The sequence below is a fragment of the Pseudomonas sp. Ost2 genome (assembly GCF_018326065.1).
GTDB classification, from domain to species: Bacteria; Pseudomonadota; Gammaproteobacteria; order Pseudomonadales; family Pseudomonadaceae; genus Aquipseudomonas; species Aquipseudomonas gingeri.
This window is the reverse complement of the sequence record NZ_AP021904.1, coordinates 3,367,028-3,392,458: the sequence shown is the minus strand read 5'-3', so window position 1 is coordinate 3,392,458 and position 25,431 is coordinate 3,367,028. Positions and strand designations below refer to the sequence as shown.

The window sequence follows — 25,431 nt, the reverse complement described above, 5'->3', positions numbered from 1 at the left end:
CGCTGGCCAGCCAGCTCCTACAGGGATCGTGCTGAACCTCCAGCTTCGCAGATCCAGAAAAATTAGTTAGCCTGCTTTCTTTTATCTCGCCACCCCGCCATGATGAAGCTCTCCAACCGCCCGCCCGCGAACGAGCCCTCATGTCCGCCCAGCAACCTCCCCGCCAGCCCGGCAACCTGACTGTCACCCTGCAAATCGTTTCCATCGTCTTCTACACGTTTATCGCCTTTCTCTGCATCGGCCTGCCGATCGCGGTCTTGCCCGGCTATGTGCATGAACAACTGGGCTTCAGCGCGGTGATCGCCGGACTGACCATCGGCTCGCAGTACCTGGCCACACTCCTCAGCCGCCCCATGGCCGGGCGCATGGCCGACAGCATCGGCACCAAGCGTTCGATCATCTATGGCCTGTCGGGGATTTTCCTCAGCGGCGGACTGACCCTGCTGTCGACCCTGGTGCAACACCTGCCCCTGCTGAGCCTGGGTATCCTGATTGCCGGACGCCTGCTGCTGGGGGTCGCCCAGGGCCTGATCGGCGTGGGCACCATCAGCTGGGGGATTGGCCAGGTCGGCGCCGACCAGACCGCCCGGGTGATTTCCTGGAACGGTATCGCCTCCTATGGCGCCATCGCCATCGGTGCGCCACTGGGTGTGCTGATGGTCGCCGAACATGGCTTCGCCAGCCTTGGCATCGCCCTGTCGACGCTGGCCGCCGGCGCCCTGCTGCTGATCCGCAACAAACCCTCGGTGCCGGTGGTGCGCGGCGAGCGCCTGCCCTTCTGGGCGGTGTTCGGACGCATTGCGCCCTATGGCGCGAGCCTGACCCTGGCGTCCATCGGCTACGGCACCCTGACCACCTTTATCACCCTGTTCTACATCAGTCGCGGCTGGACCGGCGCGGCCTATTGCCTGACGGTCTTCGGCACCTGCTTCATCCTCGCGCGGTTGTTCTTCATCGGCAGCATCAACCGCTTCGGCGGCTTCAAGGTGGCGATCGCCTGCATGAGCATCGAAACCCTGGGCCTGGCCCTGCTCTGGCTGTCGCCGTCCACCGCGGTGGCCCTGACCGGGGCCGGGCTGGCCGGATTCGGCCTGTCGCTGGTCTACCCGGCCATTGGCGTGGAAGCCATCCGCCAGGTGCCGAACTCCAGTCGTGGTGCGGGATTGAGCGCCTATGCGGTGTTTTTCGACCTGGCGCTGGCCATCGCCGGCCCGGTGATGGGGGCGGTGGCGCTGAACCTGGGCTATGCGTGGATTTTCTTCACCGCGGCGCTGCTGTCGATCACCGGCCTGTCCGTCACCGTGCTGCTGGCGCGTCGCCCGACAGCACGCTGAGTCACTGGTCGGCGGTCTGCATACCGCCGCGGTTCGGCACGCTGAGGGTCTTGCTGAAGAAGCGTCCGGCCTCGGAGATCAGGTCGCGATGGATATCCACGCGGTTGACCCCTTCCGGATCGGTGCACAGGCCCGGCGTGGCCTTGAGCTGCTCTTCGCTGCAGGGTGCCATGAACACGAAGTGCCCGGCCCCGGCGATCATCTTGAACTGCGGTGCCACCGGCAGCTTGCGCGCCAGGGCCGCGGCATTCTTGTCGGGGAACACCAGCTTGTCGCCGTCGCCGCTGTACATCAGCACCGGCACATGCACATCGGCCAGGGTGTGGCGCCCGAACATCAGCCCCAGGGGCGCCATCAGCATCAATGCATGGACGCGCGGATCGGAAACCGGCTGCAGGTCGTCGCGATCGACGATCAGCTCACCCTTGGTGTTGCAGGCGTCCTTGTCCTCCGGACGCTCCTGGCAATAGCGCCGCAGGCGATCCAGGTTCGGTTGCGCACCGGAAAGAATCAGCGCGGTCTCGCCGCCGGCGGAATAACCGATCACCCCGACCTGCTCCGCCTCGACGTAAGGCGACAGCATCGGGTCGCCGAGGGTGGCGGTGATGGCTTCGGAAATCTGCATCGGCCGACCATAGAGGTTGCTCAAGGTCCCCAGGCGGCTGTGATCCTTGTAGTTGTCGCCCGGATGCAGCACTGCCACGACGATAAAGCCCTTGCGCGCCAGCGAGGTCGCCAGGTCATGCAGGGCCAGCGGCGTACCGGTATTGCCATGGGACAGCATCAGCAGCGGATAGCGGCCGATGGCGATGCGCGAGTCTTCGCTGGCCTGGATGGTGTAGCCGCCGATCTTGCTCGGCTGTTCGCGCCCGGTGGACGGATAGAAGGCAATCGCCTTCATCGGCTGCAGATCCAGCGGATCAAGAAACGTCAGGCGATGGAAACCCACGCTCCAATGAGCCGGGGGGGCTGCCTGCACCGTCATGAGGCTGCCGGACAAACAGATCAGTAACACTGCACAAAGACGCATCATGGGGATGCCCACCTTTGCTGCGTAATTAGCACACCAATTTCTCTGCCATTCCCTGAAACTGAAGCTCCACTTGAGACTTCGACTGACTGTTCGAGGTTTTTCAGAGCGCCTATGCCGAAGAGCAATCATCAGATTGCATAAGTCGCGCCAAACCATGATCACCAGACGCAAAAAACTCCGTACCTGATCATTCACATGATCAGAGTACAGAGTTTAGTGTTTGTTACCGGAAGTTTCTTGCCCGTTTACAAAAGCTTTACGCGGCGGCGAACAACGTGTCGTTGATCAGTGCCTGGGCGTCGCTCATGGCCTTGGCGCGAACCTCTTCACCGTAGCCCAGGCCGTGGGCGCGGACGAATTCGATGTCGGTGATGCCGAGGAAACCGAACAGCACCTTCAGGTAGTCTTCGTGAGCCACACCGGTCGGCTGGCCGACGTGCAGGCCACCGGAAGTCGACACGATCACCAGCTTCTTGCCACCGGCCAGGCCTTCAGGGCCGTTTTCGGTGTAGCGGAAGGTCTTGCCGGCGACGGCGATGCGATCGATCCAGGCCTTGAGCTGGGTCGGGATGGTGAAGTTGTACATCGGCGCGGCGATCACGATGGCGTCGGCGGCGAGGAATTCCTCGATGGTCGAAACGCTGAGCTCGGCTTCATGGCGCTGGGCCGCGTCACGCAGCTCGGCGGCGGTGCCACCAGCGACCAGGGTCAGGCTGGAAAAGTGGCTGATGGCGTCGTTGGCCAGGTCACGGTAAGTCACCACGCTCGAAGGCTCGGCGGCCTGCCACGCTTCAACCACGCGACGGCTCAGCTGGCGCGAGGCCGAGTTGTCACCGAGGATGCTGGAATCGATATGCAAGAGTTTCATGTGGGATCTCCAAGTGAGGATCGCCACCCGGCGATCAAGTTGAGATAATCCTACTTGTGAAACCAATGGCTGATTAGTCGGCTAAAATGCGATAGTTTGTCCCACTCATAGAACAACCGAGTAACGATCATGCAGGACCTCAACGATCTCTACTACTTCGCCAAGGTGGTGGAAGCCGGTGGCTTCGCCGCCGCCGGGCGTTTGCTGGGGATTCCCAAGTCGCGCCTGTCGCGACGCATCGCCGAACTCGAGGACCGTCTCGGCGCACGCCTGCTGCAACGCACCACGCGGCAATTGAAACTGACCGCCGTCGGCGAACGCTACCTGCGCCATTGCCAGGCGATGCTGCTGGAGGCGGAAATGGCTGACGAGGCCGTGGCCAGCATGTCCAGCGAACCCCGCGGGCGGCTGCGGGTATCGTGCCCGGTGGGACTGGCCCAGGAATTCATGCCGTGGGTGATTTCCAGCTTCCTGGCGGCGCACCCGCTGGTCCAGCTGGAAGTGTTGATGGTCAACCGCCGCGTCGACCTGGTCACCGAAGGTATCGATGTGGCCCTGCGGGTTCGCGAACACGGCGACGAAGACCCGTTGCTGGTGACCCGGCGGCTGCGCCAGGCACAGACCTTCATGCTGGCGACGCCGGCCTTCCTCCAGGAACACCCGGTCAACAGCCTGGAGGATCTCAAGGACGCGCCGATTCTCGGCGCCCTCGAGGCGGACCGGCTGGTCCACCTGAGCCTGCTGGACGAGGATGGGCACAAACGCGAGTTGAGCCTCGAAGCCCGTCTGGGGGTGGACGACTTTGTCGTGCGCAAGGCCTGCGCACTCGCCGGCCTGGGCTTTACCGTACTGCCCATGTTGTACTGCGAGGAAGAGCTGGCCAATGGTACGTTTGTGCGGATCCTGCCCCAGTGGTCGTTGCCCGGCGGCTGGTTGCAGGCGGTCTACCCCCATCGACGCGGGGTATTGCCGGCCGTGCGGGCCTGGATCGATCACCTGGCCGAAGTATTCAAAGGATGCGGAGACAAGACCCTGTGAAAGAAGCAACGATGAACGCGGAGGCAGTGGCGCGTTTCTGCCTTGAGCTGCCCGGAGCCCGGGAGGACTACAAATGGGGCGGCGTACGGGTGTTTTCCATTGCCGGGACCAAGATGTTCGCGCTGCTCAACCTGAGCGGCGACACCCTGTCATTCAAGGTCGACAAGGACCTGTTCCTCGGCCATATCGACCGTCCGGGCATCCGCCCCGCACCTTATCTGGCCCGTGCCTACTGGATCACCATGACGGCGCCCTACCCCCTGGGCACCGGGGAACTGCAGGAACTGCTCAAGCGCTCCCATCAACTGGTGGTCGGCAAGCTGCCCAAACGCACCCAGGTCGGCCTGCTGCTCTAGGCCTGGCGCTATAGAAAGGACAAGTGGGCCAGGCTGGCGCCAAGAAACAGCTGGTCGATCCAGAACACCTGGTGCAGCAGCACGATGGCCCAGAACACCAGTTGGAAGGACAGCTTGCGGGTCTTGTGCCGGAAGGCCTGCTGGGCGATCAGCGCTCCCGGCCAACCACCCAGCAACTCGACGCCGTGCAGGACCTTCTCCGGCGTGCGCCAAGTGTCGTTGCGCGCCTTGCGCTTGTCGCTCCAGTAGAGGAAGAACGCCAGCAGGCTCGCGACGCCATAGCCCCACAGTGGCCAGGAAACACCACCGGACAGCCACATCTTCAGCGCGCCGAAGCCCGGCAGCACGCAGAGCACCAGCCAGATCGCCCATTTGAGCCTGAGGTGCTGCAGGCGGCCAGCGGACGCCGGACGGTTGCGTTCCGGAGTTTGCGGGCCCTTCATCCTTTGGTCGACCAGTCGACCCAGCCGAACTGCCAGGTGGCCAGGATCACCAGGCCGAACACGATCCGATACCAGGCGAACGCCGCGTAGCTGTGGCTGGCGATGAATTTCAGCAGGCCACGCACGGCGATCATCGCGAACACGAAGGACGTCACGAAGCCCACGGCGAATACCGGCAGGTCGGCCATCTGGAACTGGTGGCGGAAGCCATAGCCGGAATACACCGCGGCGGCGACCATGGTCGGCATCGCCAGGAAGAACGAGAACTCGGTGGCGGTCTTGCGCGACAGGCCGAACAACAGGCCGCCGATAATCGTCGCACCCGAGCGCGAAGTACCGGGAATCATCGCCAGGCACTGGGCGAAACCGACTTTCAAGGCATCTTTCCAGGTGATTTCATCGACGGTCTCGGCACGCACCACATGCTCCCGGCGCTCGGCCCAGAGAATGACCAGGCCGCCGACCACCAGCGCCGTGGCGACGGTAATCGGGTTGAACAGATAGGTGGCGATGACCTCCTTGAACAGCACCCCGAGAACCACCGCCGGCATGAATGCCACCAGCAGGTTGACGGTGAAGCGTTGTGCCGTGCGCTGGCTCGGCAGATCGCGCACCACGGTGAAAATCTTCTGGCGAAACTCCCAGACCACCGCCAGGATCGCCGCGAGCTGAATAATGATATTGAAGGCAATCGCCCGCTCACCGCCAAAACCGAGCAGATCCGCCACGATGATCTGGTGTCCGGTGCTGGAAATCGGCAGGAATTCGGTCAAGCCCTCGACAATACCCAGTATCAACGCCTGTGCGGCGGTCCAAAGATCCATCATTCCCCCTCAAGGCCCGCCCCTGCGGGTCCTTACAAAAATCGAAAGCCGCGGATCGGCCACTGGCGTCATTCCGCGTCGAGCCTGTCTCACCACCTGTCGCCAAACCGTGAAAAATGCCTGAAAAATCAGACATGAACTCAGGTTTGCCGGTTTCGGGCCGAAATCCTATCAGACATGCCTGTTTGTCGCTGCCCCGATAGTAGCCATAAGCAGGCTGGGCACCGCGGGGAAAACCTGCTGGTATGGACCCCGCGATGACACAACAACAAGAAAAGGGAATGGTGGTCTTATGAAAAGCTTGCGCAGTGTGTCGATCAGTCGACGCTTGTGGCTCATCCTGATTGTGGCGGTGGTGATGCTGCTGACCCTGGGCCTGTTGATGCTCAAGCAGATCCACGACGACCTTTATCACGCCAAGGCGCAGAAGACCCAGCATGTGGTCCAGACCGCCAGCGGGATCCTCGATTATTTCCACGGCCTGGAAACGGCCGGCACCCTGACCCGCGAGGCGGCGCAGAAACAGGCGTTGAGCGCGGTACGGGGGCTGCGTTATGACCAGAATGACTATTTCTGGATCAATGACCTGCGGCCGGTGATGGTCATGCACCCGGCCAATCCCAAGCTCGAAGGCCAGGACCTGTCCGGGATCAAGGACCCCGACGGTTATGCGCTGTTCAACGAGATGGTCATCCTCGCCAAGGCCAAGGGCGCCGGCATGATCGACTATCGCTGGCCGAAACCGGGGGCCAGTGCCCCGGTGGAGAAGACCTCCTACGTGCAGCTGTTCCAGCCCTGGGGCTGGATCATCGGCTCCGGCGTCTATATCGATGACATGCAGGCCGAATTCTACGGCCAGGTCCGCAACGCCTCGCTGATCGGCATCGCCATTGCCGCGCTCATGGCCCTGCTGGTGCTGTTGATCGGTCGCAGTATCGTGCGCCCGTTGCAGGAAACCGTGGATGCCATGGCCAATATCGCCAGCGGCGAAAGCGACCTGACCCGCAGCCTCGATACCCACGGCCAGGACGAAGTGACCCAGCTGGCCCGACACTTCAATGCCTTTACCAGCAAGTTGCGCGGCGTCGTCAGCCAGTTGCAGGACTCGGCCGGCGCCCTCGGGCAGTCCTCCAGCGACCTGGGCAACAATGCGGTCCAGGCCCAGGCGCGCAGCCAGCAGCAATCGCAGCAGATGGAGATGGTCGCGACAGCGATCAACGAAGTCACCTATGGCGTCCAGGATGTCGCCAAGAACGCCGAACAGGCCGCCAGCGAAATGCGTGACGCCGAGGCCCAGGCCCGCCAGGGCCAGTTGAATATCGATAACAGCCTGCAACAGATCGATCACCTGTCCGTCACCATCGACCAGGCGGTCGAGGTGATCCGGACCCTCGCCGCCGAGAGCACGCAGATCGGCAGCGTCCTGGAAGTGATCCGCTCCATCGCCGAGCAGACCAATCTGCTGGCGCTGAACGCCGCCATCGAGGCGGCCCGCGCCGGTGAACAGGGTCGCGGCTTCGCCGTGGTGGCCGACGAAGTACGCCTGCTGGCCCAGCGGACACAGAAGTCCACGGCGGAGATCCAGTCGATGATCGAGCGCCTGCAGAACCATTCCGAAGCGGCGGTCAAGGTGATCGGCGACAGCAGTCGCGCCTCGCAACTGACCATCGAGCAAGCCGGGCTGGCGGGAGAAAGCCTGAACGCCATCGGCCAGGCCCTGCGCAACCTCAACGGCCTCAATGCCTCGATTGCCAGTGCCACCCTGCAGCAGGCCCATGTGGTCGAGGACATCAACCAGAACGTCACCGAGGCCGCGGGACTGTCCCACAGCACAGCGCTGGCCGCCGAGCAGTCGAGTGTCGACAGCAGCCAGCTCAAGGCCCTGAGCGAACAGCTCAACGGCCTGCTGAGGCAGTTCCGGATCTGATTCCTCTCGGGCAAGTCCCTGATGGCTTCCATGCACCTGTACGGAAGCCATCAACCCACTCCCCACTCCACTTCCCACTCCCTTCCCCACGACAGTCTGGTTACAATCCGCCCCCTCTTTTTCGATTCAAAGGAATCCCCATGTCCGGGCTTGAACTGTTTGCCGCCGCGCTCGGCGTGATCGCCGTCTGGCTGACGGTCAAGCAGAACCCCTGGTGCTGGCCGATCGGCCTGGTCATGGTGTTGCTCTACAGCTGGATCTTCTTCGACGTGAAGCTGTATTCGGACATGCTGCTGCAAGTGGTCTACGCGGTGCTGCAGCTCTACGGCTGGTGGCAATGGACCCGTGGTGGCGCGGTCCGCCATGGCCGCCAGGTCACCACTCTGGGCGTGCAGCCCCTGCTCGCGGGGCTCGCCGCCGGTGCCCTGGGCAGCCTGCTGCTGGGCGCCGCCATGGCCCACTGGACCGACGCCGCGCAACCCTGGCTGGATGCCGCGCTGACCGCCTTCAGCCTGGTGGCACAGCTCTGGATGGCGCAGAAGCGTATCCAGTGCTGGCCGCTGTGGATCGCGGTCGACGTGATCTTCGTCGGCCTGTTCATCTATAAGGACCTGTACCTGACCGCCGCGCTCTATGCCCTGTTCACCCTGCTGGCCGTGCAGGGCTGGCGTGAATGGCGGACCGACCCGGCGCTGCGGGCATGAAGGTGGTGGTCCTGGCCGGCCCCGAGTCCAGCGGCAAAAGCTGGCTGTCGGGCGAGTTGCAGGCACGCTTTGGCGGCCTGCTGGTGGGCGAGTACGTGCGTCACTTCATCGACCTGCACCAGCGCGACACCTGCCTGGCCGATATCCCCGAGATCGCTCGCGGACAACTGGACTGGGAAGATGCAGCGCGTGCCCGGCAGCCAGCGCTGCTGATTCTCGACACCCACCTGCTGAGCAATATCCTCTGGAGCCGGGCCTTGTTCGGCGATTGCCCGGCGTGGCTGGAACCGGCCCTGCTGGCCCGGCAGTATGACCTTCATCTGCTGCTCAGCCCCGATGGCGTGGCCTGGACCGACGACGGCCAGCGCTGCCAACCGCGGCTGGACGAACGTCGCGACTTCTTCGCCGCCAGCCTGGCGTGGCTGACAGAACACCAGCAGGCGGTCCGGGTGATCGACGGCGATTGGCAACAGCGACGCCAGCAGGCAATGGCCGCGGTCGAACAGCTCCTGGGAAGCCACGGAAAAACCACGCCGGAAAGCTGAAAAGCCCCTGTTCAGGTAGCCGGGTGTCCGCTCATGAAACACCTGGCCGCGCCGCAAGCGACCAGAATCAACACTTGCGGGCCGGTACCGGATGAACTGTAAAGCGGCTGATACAGCTCTCCCCCGGCCCCGGAATACGGGGCCGCGCCCACCTTCCTCGCTCACCCGGCCCTCGACCTGTCTCACCCTTGAAACAGGTCAAGCCATGCCTCGTTCAAGAAACTGCCCAACCCGTTGTTTTATAAATAAAAACAAAAAGCGGCACAGCTTCTGCTCTTTCCTTCACAACGCTGAACAGGGCCAGCGCACTGAAGAAGGAAAGCCACCGTGGGGACTCTTACAACAACAGGTTTTACCCGCACCTTGCTGATCGGCTGCGCTCTCGGTTCGCTGCTCAGCCTCACAGCCCAGGCCGATGGTAATGGCGTGATCGTACTCAACCGTACCGTTCAGCCTCAAAGCTATGGCCGCCCCGCTCTTCAGCCTGATCCCAACCCGACCACCGTCAACGCCAATCCTTCCGGGCGCATCAACTCACTGACCAACAACATGGAACTGAGCGACGGCGATATCGCCGGCATCAGCACCGGCTCCACGGTCACCCGGGTGATCACCGTTCATACCAACAACATGCCAGGCCTGAACAACCCCAACGGTCTGCCCGGCATGGCCGCCGGACATGGCGGCGGCAGCGGCGCCAGCATCGCCAACACCGTCAATCGCGGCCTGTCAGCCGGCATGGGCGCACTCAACGCCATCGGCAAGGGGCAATGACATGAATCGTTCAGTACTTTTCCTCGCCATGTTCAGCAGCTTCGCAGCCTTCGCCGACACCAGCGTGGCCACCAGCGACAACGCCGTGATCGACAACTCCGGCCAGCAGTACAAGGGCAGCATCATGGTCAACCAGGCCGCCGGCGACCAGCAGCAGCAGATCAACAGCCGCGCCATCGCCATTGGCACCAACGCCAGTGCCTCGACCTCCCTGACCCAGAAGATCAACACCGGGGCCAGCACGGCGATCAACGCCAAGGCGGCCATCCAGGGCAACTCTTTCAGCAATGGCACCGGCATGGTGGGCGTCAACCAGTCCGCCGGGGCCAACAACCAGATGATCAACGCCGTGCGCCTCAGCATCAGTGCTGCGCCGCAAAGCGTCGATGACAGCGCTCTGTCGCAACAGAACGTGGCGCTGTTACCAAACTCGGGCTCACCCTCCACCCAAGGCAGTCGCCAGGTCGTTACCAGCGACCAGGCCTTCACCGGCAGCCGGGGTGTGATTCAGGTGAACCAGAGCGCAGGGGTGGGGAACCGCATGGCTAACACCCTGAGTATCCGGGTCGCTGACTGACCCGAGCAGTGCAATTAGAAAGTACCAACACTTAACCAACTAATAAGCACGGAGATACACCATGAAACCTACAATGGCTCTTAAACCACTGGTGTTTGCACTGGCCGCCGTCATGGCAATGGCTGCACAGGCAGGCGGAAACGACAACCACGGCCATGGTCATGGCAATGGCCATGGGCCTAAAGGTCCTGACCTCGGCACCCTGCTGCAAATCACCGCCGGCGCCGGCGCCGCAGTGATCGATACCCAGTACAGCCACAACAACACCGTGAGCAACCAGGGTACCGTCAACAACGGCAGCGTGAACGGCTCGCTGAACAATGACAGCGGCAACATGGGCGCCAACGTTGCAGCCGGCGACGGCAACCAACAAGACAACGCCGCCGCACTGGCCACCGCCGACGAAAGCTTCATCTTCGGCACCGCCGTATCCGCCACCAGCGCGACTCAGACCAACCAGTACAACACTGTTCACAACTACTCCACGCAAAACAATGCGTCGATGAACGGCTCCGGCAACGACGGCTCCGGCAACATCGGGGTCAACGTCGCCGCCGGCAACTTCAACCAACAGAAAAACAACCTGGCCATTGCCGTATCCGGCGGGCGCGTAGCCACCGCCGCCGCCGCGGCCAACCAGACCTCCAACAACCTGAACGTCGACAACAACGGCTTCGTGACCTACAAAAAAGACACCCTTACCGGCACCTTTACCGCAGCTGGTGTCTTCGTTGCCTCGGGTACCGCAACCACCAAAGACGACGACCACCACGGTGGCAACGGCGGTGGCTATGGCCATGACAACAAAGGTGGCAAAGGCGACAAAGGTGACAAGTCCAAATTCGAAGCCGTGGGTGTCTTCGGTCTGGCCGGCGTCACCACCCAGCAAGTGCTGACTCCAGATGGCTGGAAAAACCCAGTGGTCAACAATGCCAGCATGAACAACTCGATGAACCACTTCTCCGGCAACGGCGGCGTGAACATCTCGGCTGGTGTGGGCAACCAACAAAGCAACTCCCTGTCCATTGCTGCCGGTTGCAAAGCCTGCATGTAATCGCGACAGAACTGAGAGCCCCGGAAACGGGGCTCTTTTTTCCGCATCAGAAGGCCTATCGACCATGCGTATTCTTACTCTTGCTCTGATGTTGTGCCTCTGCGGCCTGACCGAAGCCGCCACCATGGCGGTCCCCGGCCTTCCCGGCGCAGGCGTTTTCTACAAGCATGTGCAAAGCATTCGCGAACGGCGCTTTGCCGACCTGGTCGAGCAGAAAACCGATTTCAGCTGCGGCGCCGCCGCACTGGCAACGATCCTGCGTCAGGCCTACTGGATGGACGTCAACGAAGAACAGATCATCAAAGGCATGCTGACCACCTCCGACCAGGAACTGGTCAAGAAGCAAGGGTTCTCCATGCTGGACATGAAGCGCTACGTCGAAAGCATCGGCATGCGCGCCCGCGGCTACCGGATTCCGGCTGACAGCCTGCCGAGCGTGACCATTCCGGTGGTGGTGCTGATGGATATTCGTGGCTACAAGCATTTCGTCGTGATGCAACGCGCGGACAAGGACTGGGTGTACATCGGTGACCCGGTACTCGGCCACAAGCGCTACGCCGCGGCAGACTTCGAAAAGGGCTGGAATGGCATTGTCTTCGCCATCGTCGGCCCGGGTTATGACAAGACCAACGCCTTGTTGGACCCGCCGGCCCCGCTCACGGCGAAAAACAAGCTGGACACCTTCAACCCGGTCAAAGATGCGGAGTTGATGGACTTCGGCTTTATCCAGAGCGATTTCTTCTGAGGTGCAATAACGATAAGGAGCAGGAAGCTCCGGGAGCAACAGATGAAAACTCCACAATGGCTGGTAGTGAGTTGTCTGGCAGTCGCCTGTTTACCCGCGCACGCGGCGTTACCCTTCAAGCCTGTCGAAATAAAAGATCAGGAACTGTCCGAACTGCGTGGCCGTTATGTCATGCCCGGACGCATCATCAGCTTCGGTATCGTGATGGAAAGCAGTTGGAAGAACGCCAGCGGCGATGTCATTGGCGCAACCACTTCACTGCAGATCCAGCAATCAACGGTCAAACCGCAGTTCTATGTCACCACCTACAGCGTCCAGGGCAACGGTACCAGCCCCACTCAAGGTTCGGGCACGGTCATCGGTGGAGCAGGTTTCAATACCTCCGCGGGCGTCACCCAGGTAGTGCGCGCCGCCGGCGATGGCAACAGCGCCTATAACAACGTCGCGATCAATGTCAGCGAAGCCAACCAAGCCCCCATCAGCGGCCAGCAGGTCGGACAGATCCTCAACAGCGGCGGCAGCATCACCGGCTCCAGCGCCGCTGGCAACGTCACGGTTTCCGCCGTCTCCGGCGGTATTCAGATGGCCATCGCGGCCAGCAACAACCAGGGTAACTCATTGCAGCAGATCGCCCAGGGCGGTGTGCTGCAATCCACCGCGCTATTGGGTGGCGGCAACCTGGTCAACAGCATGACCCAGCTCAATGTGGTGCTGCAAAACAACCTGGCGACCGTAGGTGCACTCGACTGCAACCTGACTCAGCTTAAAGGACTACGCAATATGGGATTCTGAACTACGCTCACCCTCGACCATTGGAAGTTAGTAAGGGACGGCTTATTTCATGCGATCGTTTTCTCTGCGCGCAGCAATATGTGTGGGCACCTTATTTCCGGCAGCGATGTTGCAAGCAGCGCCCGATGCCGAAGTAGAGGCCTTAAAACAAGAACTTCTGGAGCTGAAACAACGTTACGTTCAACAGCAACAGGCCCTCTCGGTGCTGGAGCAGCGGGTTCGACAGGTTGAAGACCAACCGCCGGCACCGCAACCCAAGCGCCTGGTCAAGTCCCCGGCGGACTTGAGAAAGGGTCAGGCGGTGGCGGGGGCCAGCGCAAATGCTTCCGGGGCGGCGGCAGGAACCTCCGGGGCCTCTTATGGCCAGTCGCTCAAGGATGATTCGGCACCGGCGCAGAGTGTCTCCGACCTCTATAACGAAGCCAGCGGCTTCTTCGGCAACGGCAAGTTCAGTTTCGAGACGGGTATCACTTACTCGCGCTACGACACCAGACAACTGACGCTTAACGGTTTCCTCGCCCTGGATTCGATCTTTCTCGGCACTATCAACCTCGATCGGATCAAGGCCGACACCTGGACCCTCGATCTGACCGCTCGCTACAACTATGAAAACCGTTGGCAGTTCGACATTAACGCGCCGGTCGTCTATCGCGAATCGACTTATCAATCCGGGGGTGGCAACGGTGGCAGCGCAGCATCGACCGTGGAAGACACCGTCACCCGCGATCCGATCCTGGGTGATGTCAACTTCGGGGTGGCCTACAAGTTCCTCGATGAAACCGAAAGCCTGCCGGATGCGGTTGTCAGCGTCAGGCTCAAGGCACCTACCGGCAAGGACCCCTTCGGTATCAAGTTTGTCCAGTCACCCAAAAGCAGCAGTCTGGTCGTACCTGAAGACCTGCCGACCGGTAACGGTGTGTGGGCCCTCACCACGGGGCTTTCGCTGGTCAAGACGTTCGACCCGGCCGTGCTGTTCGGGACCCTGGCCTATACCCACAACTTCGAGGATTCCTTCAGCGATATCAGTGCCCAGCAAGGGGCCACGCAGCCGGGCAAGGTCAGTATCGGCGACAGCTTCCAGATCGGCGCCGGCGTGGCCTTTGCGCTGAACGAAAAAATGAGTATGTCGTTCTCCGTTTCGGATCTGGTCCAGCGCAAGAGCCGGCTCAAGCCTGATGGCCAGGATTGGCAGAGTGTTGTCGGCAGCGACGCCAACGCCGGTTACTTCAACGTCGGCATGACCATCGCCGCCACGCCGAACCTGACCATCGTGCCGCAACTGTCCCTGGGGATGACGCCCGATGCCCCGGATTTCACCTTCAGCCTGAAATTCCCCTACTACTTCTGACCCCCTGTCCATGGAAAAGGCCCGCAGCGTGCAAGCGCTGCGGGCCTGTGGGAGCGGCTTGCCCCGGAAGCGCCCGGAGTCCTAGCGGATCTGGTGCTTGTGCAGCAAACGGTAGAAAGTCGGCCGGGAAACCCCCAGCACCCGCGCAGCCACGCTCATATTGTCGCTGTGGCGATTGAGCACATCGCACAGGGCCTGGCGCTCGGCCTGATAGACATAATCCTCCAGGGTCCCCATCGGTGCGTTCGCGCAAGGCTCGCTGACCAGCCCGAGATCACGGGCCTCGATCTGCCGCCCTTCGGCCAGTACCAGCCCACGCCGGACCCGGTTGGCCAGTTCGCGGACATTGCCCGGCCAGCCGTGACTGCCCATGGCAACCAGGGCCTCTTCGCTGAAACTGCGTGGGCGCCGTCCGGTTTCCTGGCTGTAGAAATGGGAAAAATGGTTGGCCAGCATCCCCACATCGCCGTGCCGGTCACGCAACGGTGCCGTGACCACCTGCAGCACGTTCAGTCGATAGTAGAGGTCTTCGCGAAAACGCCCGGTGCAGATCGCGGCCTCGAGGTCGACGTGGGTGGCCGCCAAAACCCGCACATCCACCGGGATCACCTGGCTGCCACCGACCCGCTCGATATGTTTCTCCTGGAGGAAACGCAGCAGATTGGCCTGCAACTCCAGCGGCAGGTCGCCGATCTCATCAAGAAACAGGGTGCCGCCATGGGCCTGCTCGATCCGCCCGACCTTGCGCTGGTGCGCGCCGGTAAACGCGCCCTTCTCATGCCCGAACAGCTCGGACTGGATCAGATGCTCGGGAATCGCCCCGCAATTGATCGCCACGAAGGGCTTGGCATGGCGCTGGGACTGGCGGTGCAAGGTGCGGGCGACCAGTTCCTTGCCGGTGCCGCTTTCGCCGCGGATCAATACTGGCGACTCGGTCGGCGCCAGTTTGCCGAGCAACTTTCGCAGTTCGCGGATCGAACGGCTGTCACCCAGCAATTCGTGTTCCGGCTGGTCGACATGAATGGAGCCTTGTCCACGCAGGCGCGCCATGCCGAAGGCGCGACCCAATGTCACCTGTACGCGGGAAACATCGAAGGGCAAAGTATGAAAGTCGAAGAACCACTCGCAGACAAAGTCACCGACATTCTGCAAACGCAGCACTTCCTGGCTGAGTACCGCGATCCATTCGGTGCCGCTGCGACTGATCAGCTCCTTGACCGCCTCGGGGCGCTCCAGGTGAAACGGTTGCAGGCGCAACAGGCCGACATCGCAGGAACGATCGGCGGCAGCCTCGAGATTGCAGCTGTCGACGTCCCAACCGACGCTGCGCAGGCCGGGAAGCAACTGGTGACAGTCGTCACAGGGATCGACGACAAGGAGACGTCTGAGCGGTGCGGCTTCTTGCATGACTGTTCCCTGGCGCCGGAATTATAAAATTTTATTAGAAACAGTAATTTGGCAAACCTGGCTGTAACACTAGCAAGAACTTGACGCAGACTTGTACCGTTTGATTATAAGGTCGATAACCAACTGCCCATGGCGTACATAACCGGGACAGCGGTTTTGTATCCCCGGCCGCGCAATAGAGCGTTATCGAATTATATGAACAAAAATGAAAAAAACTTTATTTCTTGTGTGACCTGATGCCCCTCAGCGGACATCAGTACAAGTAACCAGCCGCGACGGTGCGCCCAACCGACGGCTTACAACATCATTATCGGGCAACCTTGAGAGAAGACCCCATGAACGCCCCGCTCCGTTTCAACGAAGCACTCCTGATGGCCGGCAACGCATTCAAACCTTTCCAGTGCGTGGCCTGGACGGCACAAGACAAAGGCGACCTGAGCCTGACGGTGATCGATCGCACCAACAACAGCATCGGTCGCCAGCAGATCTCCTGCAGCGACTATTCGGACCCGGCGCAGCTGAAATCCCTGCTGGAGCAGGCCCGTGCCGAACTGAGCGAAAAAGGCTACGACCTGCAGCCGTGGACCATGTCCGCCTGAGCAACCCGTCGTTCAGGGTGATCGTTCCCGCACTCGCGCCGGGAACGATCAGCACCTGATCCGGATTATTTGCTGGCGCTCAGATCGGTATTGCCGTCCCAGCCACCACCCAGCGCGGCAATCAGCTGCACGCTGGCGATCAGGCGGCTTTGCAACAGGCTCAGTACGCTGCGCTCGTTGCTCAGGGCGGTGGTCTGCACCGTGACCACATCCAGGTAGGCAATCAGCCCGGCCTTGTACTGGTTGTCGGTCAGGCGCAACGATTCGCGGGCCGCATCCAGAGCCTGCTGGCGGACCGCCGCCTCGTCCTCCATGACCTTGAGCTGTACCAGGTAGTTTTCCACCTCGCGGAAACCATCGAGCACGGTCTGGCGATACTTGGCGACGGTCTGGTCATACACCGCCTCGGTGCGCTCGACTTCCGCCGAGCGCTGCCCGCCATCGAACAGGGTCATCGCCAGTTTCGGCCCCACCGACCAGAAACGGTTCGGCAGGCTGATCCAGTCGGCATAGGTACTGCTGCTGTAGCCACCGGACAGGCTCAGGCTCAGATCCGGGTAGTACGCTGCCTTTGCCACGCCGATCTTGGCGTTGGCGGCAATCACCGAGCGTTCCGCCGAGGCGATATCGGGGCGTCGCTCCAGCAGTTGCGAAGGCAGGCTCAACGGAATCCGTGGCAACCCCGGTATGTCGTTGGTGGCCGCCAGCTTGAACTCGGCCGGCGGCTGGCCCGTCAGGACGGCAATCGCATTTTCGAACTGGGCGCGCTGCCAGATCAGATCGATCAGGTCGCCCTGGGTACTTTTCAGCTGGGTCTGCGCCTGGGCGATCGCCGCCTTGCCGGAAACCCCGAAACGGTACTGGCTCTCCGTGTTTTTCAGCGAGCGCTCGTAGGCCTGGACCGTGGCTTCGAGCAAGCGTTTCTGCTCATCGATCACCCGCAATTGCAGGTAGTTCTGCACCAGCTCCGACTGCTGGCTCAAGCGCATGGCCGCGAGGTCGGCGAAACTCGCCTGGGCGCTGGCCTGGTCAGCTTCCAGGCCGCGGCGCAGCTTGCCCCAGACATCCGCCTCCCAACTGACTCCGAGCTGGGCGTTGTAGGTATCGCGAATCCCGCTCGCCGAACTGCTCAGGCTCGAGTTGCTGCTGCCGGTGCCCTGGCTGGAGCGGGTCTTGCCGGCGCTCAGGTCGACACTCGGAAAGAACGCCCCGCGCGAACTGCGCACCAGGGCCTGGGCCTGACGAAATTGCGCCTCGGACTGGGCCACGGTCTGGTTGCTGCTGTTGAGCTTCTCCACCAGTTCGTTGAGGGTGCGGTCGCCATACAACTCCCACCAGGCACCACGGGCCAGCGAATCGCTGGGCTGGGCCTGGCGCCAGCCGGCGGCTTCCTTGTACTGCGCCGGGGTCTCGGCGTCCGGGCGTTTGTAGTCCGGGCCGACGGCGCAGGCGCTGAGCAGCAGCCCGCACAAGGCCAGGCTCAGCAGGCGCGAGCCACGCGCCGTCTCCAGACGTTGGGCAGCCAGTACGGGCGCATTGCAGTGTGAACGGTCTGTCATAGCGGAGTTTCCAGAGCACCATCGGTACGTACGCCGCGCCAGGCGTTGAAGCGATGGCGCAGGCGGTCGAGATAAAGGTAAACCACCGGAGTGGTGTAAAGCGTCAGGATCTGGCTGAAGATCAACCCGCCGATGATGGTCAGGCCCAGCGGCTGGCGCATTTCCGCGCCTTCGGCGCTGCTGAGCAGCAACGGCAGCGCACCGAGGATCGCCGCCAGGGTGGTCATCAGGATCGGCCGCAGGCGCAACAGGCAGGCAGCGCGGATCGAAGCCAGCGGTTCCAGGCCGGAATGGCGCTCCAGTTGCAGGGCCAGGTCGATCATCAGGATCGCGTTTTTCTTCACCACCCCGATCAGCAGGAACAGCCCGAGCAGGGAAATCAGGCTGAACTCGCCCCCCAGCAGGTAGATGCTGAGCAAGGCGCCGACACCTGCCGAAGGCAAGGTCGAGAGAATGGTCAGGGGATGGATGTAGCTCTCGTAGAGAATCCCCAGCACCAGGTAGACCGCCACCAGCGCCCCGAGAATCATGAACGGCTGGCTTTTCTGGGTCGCGGCGAAGGCGTCGCTGGTCCCGGCCATCTTGGCGATCACCGATTCCGGCAGGCCGACCTTGGCGACCGCCCGCTCGATCGCGGCGGTGCCCTGCTCCACCGTCACCCCGGGCGCCATGTCGAACGACAGGCTTTCCGAGGCGAACTGGCCTTCATGGTCGACCCGGTCGTCCTGCAGGCTGTTCTCGTAATGGGCGATGGCCGAGAGCGGTATGCGCTGCCCGTCGCTGCCGATCACCTTGACCTGGTTCAGGGTTTCCGGGTCCTGGGCATATTTCGGGTTGACCTCCATCACCACCTGGTACTGGTTCAGGCTGTCATAGATGGTGGAGATCTGCCGCTGGCTATAGGCGTTGTTCAGCACCGCCGTGACCATGTCCATATCCACCCCCAGGCGCTTGGCGGTGTCGCGGTCGACCACCAGGGTGGTCTGCTGGGCGCCACGGCCCTCCCGGGCATCGATGGCGGTGAGTTCCGGCAGGGCCTTGAACGCGGCGACCACCTTCGGATACCACTCGCGCAAGGCCGCCAGGTCGTCGCTCTGCAGGATGTAGGAATACTGCGAGGTGGTCTGTTCACGACCACCGCCGAACTGCAGGTCCTGGTCGGCCATCAGCATCAGCCGCGCACCGGGGACCTTGGGCATTTCGGTGCGCAGGCGCTCGATGACCTTCTGCGCCGAGACATCGCGTTCCTTGATCGGCTTGAGCCGCACCAGCATGAAGGCGTTGTTGGTGCCGTTGTTGCCGCCGATGAAGCCGGCCACGCTCTCCACCGCCGGATCGGCCAGGACCGCCTTGCGGAAGATTTCCATCTTCGGCTGCATGATGCCGAACGACAGCCCGTCGTCGCCACGCACGAAACCGATCAGTTGTCCGGTGTCCTGCTGCGGCATGAAGGTTTTCGGCACCACCACGTACAGGGCGACATTGACCCCGATGGTGACGAACAGGCTGAGCAGGGTCAGGCGCCGGTGACGCAGCACCCAGTCGAGGCTGACGGCATAGCCGGCGACCATCCGTTCGTTGACCTTCTCGCTCCAGCGCTGCAGGCGGGTCTGCCGGCCCTGGGCATGGGACTTGAGCCAGCGGGCACAGAGCATCGGGGTCAGGGTCAGGGAAACCACCAGCGACACCACGATGGACGCCGCCAGGGTGATGGAAAACTCGCGGAACAGGCTCTCGATGATCCCGCCCATGAACAGGATCGACAGGAACACCGCCACCAGCGACACGTTCATCGACAGCAGGGTGAAACCGACTTCCCTGGCCCCCAGGTACGCCGCCTTCATCGGCGCGACACCCTCGTCGATATGCCGGGAGATGTTCTCCAGCACCACGATCGCATCGTCCACCACCAACCCGGTGGCGAGGATCAGCGCCATCAACGACAGATTGTTCAGGGAGAACCCGTAGAGGTACATGACGGCGAACGTGCCCACCAACGACACCGGCACCGCCAGGGTCGGGATCAGCGAGGCGCGGAAGTTGCCGAGGAACAGATAGACCACCAGTACCACCAGGGCCACGGCGATCAGCAGGGTCATCTCGGCTTCATGCAGGGTCGCCTTGATCACCGGCGAGCGGTCCATGGCCAGGTTCAGCTTGACGCTGGCCGGCAACACCGCCTGCAGGGCCGGCAACTGGGCCTTGATCTCGTTGACCGTCTGGATGATGTTGGCCCCCGCCTGGCGGTTGATCACCAGCAGCACGGCCGCGTCATTGTTGAAGAAACCGCTGTTGTAGCGGTCCTCGACACTGTCGTTGATCTTCGCCACGTCGCCCAGGCGCAGTGCCGCGCCGTTCTGGTAGTGGATGATCAGCGGTTCGTAGTCCTTGGCCTTCTCCAACTGGTCGTTGGCCTGCACCTGCCAGTTGCGCTGGTCGTCCTCCAGCGAGCCCTTGGGCCGGCGCACGTTGGCGTTGGCGATGGTGGTACGCACATCGTCCAGGGCCACGCCGTACTGGTTCAGGGCCTGGGGTTCGAGCTCGATGCGCACCGCCGGCAGCGAGCTGCCGCCGATCTGCACTTCGCCCACACCCGGCACCTGGGACAGGCTCTGGGACAGGATGGTCGAGGCCAGGTCGTAGAGCTGGCCCTTCTGCAACACATCGGAGGTCAGCGACAGCACCATGATCGGCGCCTGGGACGGGTTGACCTTCTTGTAGGTCGGCATGCTGCGCATGCCGCTGGGCAACAGGTTGCGCGAGGCGTTGATGGCCGCCTGCACCTCCCGTGCCGCGCCGTTGATATCGCGATCGAGATCGAACTGCAGGATCACCCGGGTCGAACCCTGGCTGGACCGGCTGCTCATGGTGTTGACCCCGGGGATCACCCCGAACGAGCGCTCCAGCGGCGTGGCGACGGTCGAGGCCATGACTTCCGGACTCGCCCCGGGCAGGCTGGCCTGGACCACGATCACCGGGAAGTCCATCTGCGGCAGCGGCGACACCGGCAACAGGCCGAAGCTCACGCCACCGAGCAGGACAATCGCCAGGCTCAGCAGCATGGTCGCTACCGGCCGGCGGATAAAGGGGCCGGAGAGGTTCATGTGTCCGCCTGCTCCAGGCGGCTGGGGTGCCGGCCCCAACGCCGTCCGAGACGGTCGAAGAACAGGTAGATCACTGGCGTGGTGAACAAGGTCAGTACCTGGCTGACCAGCAGGCCGCCGACCATCACCAGGCCCAGGGGCTGGCGCAGCTCGGCGCCGGAACCGGTCGCCAGCATCAGCGGCACGGCGCCGAACAGCGCTGCCAGGGTGGTCATCAGGATCGGCCGGAAGCGCAGCAGCGCCGCCTGGTAGATCGCCTGCTCGGGCGGCATGCCCTGGTTGCGTTCGGCGTCGAGGGCGAAGTCGATCATCATGATCGCGTTCTTCTTGACGATGCCGATCAGCAGGATGATCCCGATGATCGCGATCATGCCCAGGTCATTGCCCGTCAGGATCAGCGCCAGCAAGGCACCGACCGCGGCCGATGGCAAGGTCGAGAGGATGGTGACCGGATGGATATAGCTCTCGTAGAGCACCCCGAGCACGATGTACATGGTCACCACCGCCGCCAGGATCAGCAGCAAGGTACTCGACAGCGACGCCTGGAAAGCCTCGGCGGCGCCCTGGAACTGGGTCTGCACGCCCACCGGCATGCCGATTTCCTGCTTCACCTGGTCGATGATCTCGACCCCCTTGCCCAGGGCGATGCCCGGCGCCAGGTTGAACGACATCATCACCGCCGGGAACTGGCCGATATGGGTGATTGCCAACTGTGCCTGGCGTTCCTCGACACGGGCCAGGCTCGACAGGCGTACCTGGCCGCCACTGGTGGTCTTCACGTGGATCTGGTCCAGGGCCGCCGGGCCGATCTTTTCCCCGGCCTGGGCCTGCAGCACGACGCGGTACTGGCTGGCCTGGGTGTAGATGGTGGAAATCTGCCGCTGGCCGAACCCGTCATACAGTGCATCGGTGATATCGGCGACCGATACCCCGAGTCGCGAAGCGGCGTCCCGGTCGATCACCAGGTACACCTGCAGCCCCTTGTCCTGCAGGTCGCTGGCGACATCGGTCAGCTCGGGACGCTGGGCCAGGGCCTCGACCAGCTTGCCGCTCCATTCGGCCAGCAACTCGGCATCCGGGGACGACATGCTGAACTGGTACTGGGTGCGACTGACCCGGTCCTCGATGGTCAGGTCCTGCACCGGCTGCATGTACAGGCGGATGCCCACCAGCTTGTCCAGGTCAGGCTGCAGGCGGGCGATCACCTGCGTGGCACTCAGGTCGCGCTCGCGATGGGGCTTGAGGTTGATCAGCAGGCGTCCGCTGTTCAGCGTGGCGTTGTCGCCGTCGACACCGATATAGGACGACAGGCTTTCCACCGCCGGATCGGCGAGGATCACCTTGGCCAGTTCCTGCTGGCGCTGGCTCATGGCCGCGAACGACACCGACTGCGGCGCCTCGGAAATGCCCTGGATCACCCCGGTGTCCTGCACCGGGAAAAAGCCCTTGGGCACCGCCAGGTAGAGGAACACGGTCAGCGCCAGGGTGCCGACGGCCACCAGCAGGGTCAGCGGCTGGTGCTTGAGTACCCATTGCAACTTGCGCCCGTAGGACTCGATCAGCCAGTCGATCCAGGCGCCGCTGGCACGGTAGAACCGCCCCTGCTCCGCTTCCTTGGGTTCGCGCTTGAGCAAGCGCGCGCACATCATCGGGGTCAGGGTCAGGGACACCACCAGGGAAATCAGGATCGCCACCGCCAGGGTAATGGCGAATTCGCGGAACAGCCGCCCCACCACATCGGCCATGAACAGCAGCGGGATCAGCACCGCGATCAGCGACAGGGTCAGCGACACCAGGGTGAAGCCGATCTGTCTGGCGCCCTTGAGCGCCGCCTGCATCGGACTGTCGCCTTCCTCGATGAAGCGCGAGATGTTTTCCAGCATGACGATGGCATCGTCGACCACGAAACCGGTGGCGATGGTCAGGGCCATCAGGGTCAGGTTATTGACCGAGAAGCCCGCCAGGTACATCACGCCGAAGGTCCCGATCAGCGACAACGGCACGGCCACCGAAGGAATGATGGTGGCGCTGGCCCGGCGCAGGAACAGGAATGTCACCATTACCACCAGGGCGATGGCGATCAGCAGTTCGTGCTGCACATCGGTGACCGAGGCCCGGATGGTCTGGGTACGGTCGGTGAGCACGGTGACATCGATACCGGCCGGCAGGTTGTCGGTGATGCTCGGCAGCAGCGCCTTGATGCGGTCGACCACCTCGATCACGTTGGCCCCCGGCTGGCGCTGGATATTCAGCAGCACCGCCTGGTTTTCATTGGCCCAGGCCGCCAGGCGTTCGTTTTCCGCACCGTCGACGATCTGCGCCACATCCTTCAGGCGCAGTGGCGCGCCATTCTTGTAGGCGAGGATCAGCTCGGCGTATTCCTTGGGCGAACGCAACTGGTCGTTGGCATCGAGCATCGACACCCGGGTCGGGCCGTCGAAGTTGCCCTTGGGCTGGTTGACGTTGGAGGCGCCGATCAGGGTACGCACATCGGACAGGTTCAGGCTGTTGGCCGCCAGGGCCTCGGGGTTGACCTTGATCCGCACCGCCTGGCGCTGGCCGCCGGCGATGCTGACCATGCCGACACCGCTGATCTGGGCGATCTTCTGCGCCATGCGGGTGTCGACCAGGTCATTGAGCTTGGGCAGCAACATGGTCTTGGAGGTGATCGCCAGGGTCAGCACCGGGGTGTCCGCCGGGTTGACCTTGTTGTACACCGGCGGTGCCGGCAAGTCCTTGGGCAGCAGGTTGGTCGCGGCATTGATCGCCGCCTGGACCTGCTGCTCGGCGACATCCATGTTGATGTCGAGATTGAAGCGCAGGGTCAGCACGGACGCGCCGCCGGAGCTGGTGGACGCCATCTGCGTCAGCCCCGGCATCTGCCCGAACTGGCGCTCCAGCGGCGCGGTCACCGCACTGGTCATCACATCCGGGCTGGCGCCCGGGTACAGGGTCATGACGCGAATCGTCGGGTAGTCGACCTGCGGCAGCGCCGAGACCGGCAACAGGCGGTAGGCGATCACCCCGGCCAGGACGATCGCCAGCATGCTCAGGGTGGTCGCTACCGGGCGGAGGATAAACAGCCGCGAGAGATTCATGCGCCGACCTTTTTCGCCTTGCCGGCGCCAGCCGAAGCGTCATCGCCCTTGGATTTCGAGCCGTGCAGGTGTTCGGCAGGCGTGCCCGGCACCTCCTGGCTGTCGTTGACCACCTCCACTTCGCCGCCGTCCTTGAGGCGATCGGTGCCTTCGAGGACCACGCGGTCGCCGGCAGCCAGGCCTTCGGTGACCACCGTGACGTTGCCGTCGCTGGCGCCGACTTTCAGCGGCCGGATCTTGACCTTCTTGTCACCGTCCATGGCGTAGACGAAGGTACCGTCGTTGCCGAACTGGATTGCCGCGCTCGGCGCCAGCACCACGTTCTTCAGGGTGTCGGCGAGCAGGCGCACATTGACGAACTGGTTGGGGAACAGCGTCTGCTCCTTGTTCTCGTAGAGCGCCTTGAACTTCAGGGTGCCGGTGGTGATGTCGATCTGGTTGTCCAGGCTCTGCAACACGCCGGTGGCCTGCAGCTTCACGTCGCCGCGATCCCAGGCTTCGGCGGGCAGGTGCGCGCCGCTGCGAAAACGCGGCAAGACGACTGCCAGGTTGTTTTCCGGCAGGGTGAACGCCACGCTGATCGGCTGGGTCTGGGTGATCACCGCCAGCGCCTGGCTGTCATTGGCCGCCAGCAGGTTGCCGACATCCAGTTGGCGCAGGCCCAGGCGCCCGGCGATCGGGGCGCGGATCTTGGTGAACTCCAGGTTCAGCTTGGCCGCGTCGACCGCCCCCTGGTTGTTCTTGACCGTGCCCTGGTACTGCAGCACCGTCGCCTCGGCGGTGTCCAGGGTCTGCTTGGCGATGCTGTCCTCGGCATACAGGCCGCGATAGCGTTGCAGGTCGACCTGGGCATTCTTCAGTTGCGCCTGGCTCTGCAACAAGGTGCCCTGGGCCTGCAGCAAGGCGCTTTCGTAGTTGCGCGGGTCGATCTCGGCCAATACATCGCCGGCCTTGACCATCTGCCCTTCCTGGAAGTTGATCTTGACCAGTTGCCCTGCCACCTGCGTGCGCACATTGACCGTATTGAGCGCGGTCACCGTGCCCAGCGCCTTGTAGTAGAGCGGGAAGTCGCCGACGGTGGCCGGGGCCACGCGCACGGGTACCGGCCCGGTCGCGGCGCCGAAACCGGGGCGCATCATGCCGCTCTTGCCGGTACGCCCGGCGGGCTTGTGTTCGGTCTTGTGGTCACCGGTCGGCCAGAAATGCCAGCACAGCGCTGCGATGATCAGCAGGGTCAGCAGGCCGAACAGCCAGCGACGGGATTTGCGAGGAGCAGAGGATTGCATGGAATGATCAACCATT

General features: G+C 62.9%; 22 protein-coding genes. 13 read left to right on the top strand and 9 right to left on the bottom strand.

What is annotated here, in order from left to right; genetic code table 11:
• The first annotated feature begins 140 nt into the window (after nt 1-140).
• The gene (locus tag KI243_RS15055; protein WP_212811089.1) at nt 141-1,334 is read left to right on the top strand and encodes an MFS transporter; all 1,194 of its coding nucleotides are present in this window, start codon (nt 141-143) and stop codon (nt 1,332-1,334) included.
• Nucleotide 1,335: 1 nt separating this feature from the next.
• On the opposite strand, the gene KI243_RS15050 is transcribed toward KI243_RS15055, so the two are convergent.
• Together KI243_RS15050 and KI243_RS15045 are read right to left on the bottom strand one after the other, a co-directional pair.
• Entirely contained in the window at nt 1,336-2,367 is a 1,032-nt protein-coding gene (locus tag KI243_RS15050) for a dienelactone hydrolase (RefSeq protein ID WP_103032569.1), read from the bottom strand.
• Between the two features lie 256 nt (nt 2,368-2,623).
• On the bottom strand, nt 2,624-3,235 hold the full coding sequence (locus KI243_RS15045) for an FMN-dependent NADH-azoreductase (RefSeq protein ID WP_017127365.1): 612 nt from the start codon (nt 3,233-3,235) through the stop codon (nt 2,624-2,626).
• Between the two features lie 129 nt (nt 3,236-3,364).
• Between KI243_RS15045 and KI243_RS15040 the strand changes: the two genes are divergently transcribed.
• Both KI243_RS15040 and KI243_RS15035 read left to right on the top strand, forming a co-directional pair.
• Nucleotides 3,365-4,273 carry a LysR substrate-binding domain-containing protein gene (locus tag KI243_RS15040; protein ID WP_017127366.1) on the top strand — a complete coding sequence of 303 codons (909 nt, stop codon included), beginning with the start codon at nt 3,365-3,367 and terminating at the stop codon, nt 4,271-4,273.
• Nucleotides 4,274-4,284: 11 nt separating this feature from the next.
• Nucleotides 4,285-4,629: an MmcQ/YjbR family DNA-binding protein gene (locus tag KI243_RS15035; RefSeq protein WP_177131087.1), complete on the top strand. Its 345-nt coding sequence runs from the start codon at nt 4,285-4,287 to the stop codon at nt 4,627-4,629.
• Nucleotides 4,630-4,637: 8 nt separating this feature from the next.
• Here KI243_RS15035 and KI243_RS15030 read toward each other — a convergent pair whose 3' ends face one another.
• Complete coding sequence (locus tag KI243_RS15030; RefSeq protein ID WP_177107196.1) at nt 4,638-5,072, bottom strand: DUF1294 domain-containing protein; 435 nt, start codon at nt 5,070-5,072, stop codon at nt 4,638-4,640.
• On the bottom strand, nt 5,069-5,896 hold the full coding sequence (locus tag KI243_RS15025) for an undecaprenyl-diphosphate phosphatase (protein WP_042935980.1): 828 nt from the start codon (nt 5,894-5,896) through the stop codon (nt 5,069-5,071). Before KI243_RS15025 ends, KI243_RS15030 begins: the two co-directional genes overlap by 4 nt.
• A gap of 292 nt (nt 5,897-6,188) precedes the next feature.
• Between KI243_RS15025 and KI243_RS15020 the strand changes: the two genes are divergently transcribed.
• The 9 genes from KI243_RS15020 (at nt 6,189) to KI243_RS14980 (ending at nt 14,362) form a co-directional block, all read left to right on the top strand.
• Nucleotides 6,189-7,823, top strand: a complete 1,635-nt coding sequence (locus KI243_RS15020) for a methyl-accepting chemotaxis protein (RefSeq protein WP_017127370.1) — start codon at nt 6,189-6,191, stop codon at nt 7,821-7,823.
• A 140-nt stretch (nt 7,824-7,963) separates the two neighbouring features.
• Complete coding sequence (gene pnuC / locus KI243_RS15015) at nt 7,964-8,527, top strand: nicotinamide riboside transporter PnuC (protein ID WP_177146553.1); 564 nt, start codon at nt 7,964-7,966, stop codon at nt 8,525-8,527.
• Nucleotides 8,524-9,072 carry an AAA family ATPase gene (locus KI243_RS15010; RefSeq protein ID WP_177083177.1) on the top strand — a complete coding sequence of 183 codons (549 nt, stop codon included), beginning with the start codon at nt 8,524-8,526 and terminating at the stop codon, nt 9,070-9,072. The genes pnuC and KI243_RS15010 overlap by 4 nt, the downstream gene beginning before the upstream one ends.
• Nucleotides 9,073-9,399: 327 nt before the next feature.
• Nucleotides 9,400-9,846 (top strand): hypothetical protein, encoded by a 447-nt coding sequence (locus tag KI243_RS15005; RefSeq protein ID WP_177117913.1) that lies wholly within the window; start codon nt 9,400-9,402, stop codon nt 9,844-9,846.
• A gap of 1 nt (nt 9,847) precedes the next feature.
• Complete coding sequence (locus KI243_RS15000) at nt 9,848-10,423, top strand: adhesin (protein ID WP_212811088.1); 576 nt, start codon at nt 9,848-9,850, stop codon at nt 10,421-10,423.
• A 61-nt stretch (nt 10,424-10,484) separates the two neighbouring features.
• The gene (locus KI243_RS14995) at nt 10,485-11,477 is read left to right on the top strand and encodes a heme utilization protein (protein ID WP_177117915.1); all 993 of its coding nucleotides are present in this window, start codon (nt 10,485-10,487) and stop codon (nt 11,475-11,477) included.
• A gap of 64 nt (nt 11,478-11,541) precedes the next feature.
• The gene (locus KI243_RS14990; RefSeq protein WP_042935873.1) at nt 11,542-12,222 is read left to right on the top strand and encodes a C39 family peptidase; all 681 of its coding nucleotides are present in this window, start codon (nt 11,542-11,544) and stop codon (nt 12,220-12,222) included.
• Nucleotides 12,223-12,264: 42 nt separating this feature from the next.
• Nucleotides 12,265-13,014: a hypothetical protein gene (locus KI243_RS14985; protein ID WP_212811087.1), complete on the top strand. Its 750-nt coding sequence runs from the start codon at nt 12,265-12,267 to the stop codon at nt 13,012-13,014.
• A gap of 49 nt (nt 13,015-13,063) precedes the next feature.
• Entirely contained in the window at nt 13,064-14,362 is a 1,299-nt protein-coding gene (locus KI243_RS14980) for an autotransporter domain-containing protein (protein ID WP_212811086.1), read from the top strand.
• Nucleotides 14,363-14,443: 81 nt separating this feature from the next.
• Here KI243_RS14980 and KI243_RS14975 read toward each other — a convergent pair whose 3' ends face one another.
• Nucleotides 14,444-15,769: a sigma-54 dependent transcriptional regulator gene (locus KI243_RS14975; RefSeq protein WP_017127379.1), complete on the bottom strand. Its 1,326-nt coding sequence runs from the start codon at nt 15,767-15,769 to the stop codon at nt 14,444-14,446.
• 335 nt (nt 15,770-16,104) lie between these two features.
• On the opposite strand from KI243_RS14975, the gene KI243_RS14970 reads away from it, so the two are divergent.
• Nucleotides 16,105-16,368 carry a hypothetical protein gene (locus tag KI243_RS14970; protein ID WP_017127380.1) on the top strand — a complete coding sequence of 88 codons (264 nt, stop codon included), beginning with the start codon at nt 16,105-16,107 and terminating at the stop codon, nt 16,366-16,368.
• Nucleotides 16,369-16,433: 65 nt separating this feature from the next.
• Here KI243_RS14970 and KI243_RS14965 read toward each other — a convergent pair whose 3' ends face one another.
• From KI243_RS14965 to KI243_RS14950, 4 genes are read right to left on the bottom strand one after another with little or no spacing between them, the layout of a single operon-like run.
• On the bottom strand, nt 16,434-17,927 hold the full coding sequence (locus KI243_RS14965) for an efflux transporter outer membrane subunit (RefSeq protein WP_177108076.1): 1,494 nt from the start codon (nt 17,925-17,927) through the stop codon (nt 16,434-16,436).
• The gene (locus tag KI243_RS14960) at nt 17,924-21,031 is read right to left on the bottom strand and encodes an efflux RND transporter permease subunit (protein ID WP_212811085.1); all 3,108 of its coding nucleotides are present in this window, start codon (nt 21,029-21,031) and stop codon (nt 17,924-17,926) included. The genes KI243_RS14965 and KI243_RS14960 overlap by 4 nt, the downstream gene beginning before the upstream one ends.
• Entirely contained in the window at nt 21,028-24,129 is a 3,102-nt protein-coding gene (locus KI243_RS14955; protein ID WP_177082222.1) for an MdtB/MuxB family multidrug efflux RND transporter permease subunit, read from the bottom strand. The genes KI243_RS14960 and KI243_RS14955 overlap by 4 nt, the downstream gene beginning before the upstream one ends.
• A complete protein-coding gene (locus KI243_RS14950) occupies nt 24,126-25,430 on the bottom strand; it encodes an MdtA/MuxA family multidrug efflux RND transporter periplasmic adaptor subunit (RefSeq protein ID WP_212811084.1) in 1,305 nt (434 codons plus the stop codon). The genes KI243_RS14955 and KI243_RS14950 overlap by 4 nt, the downstream gene beginning before the upstream one ends.
• Between the last annotated feature and the right edge of the window lies 1 nt (nt 25,431).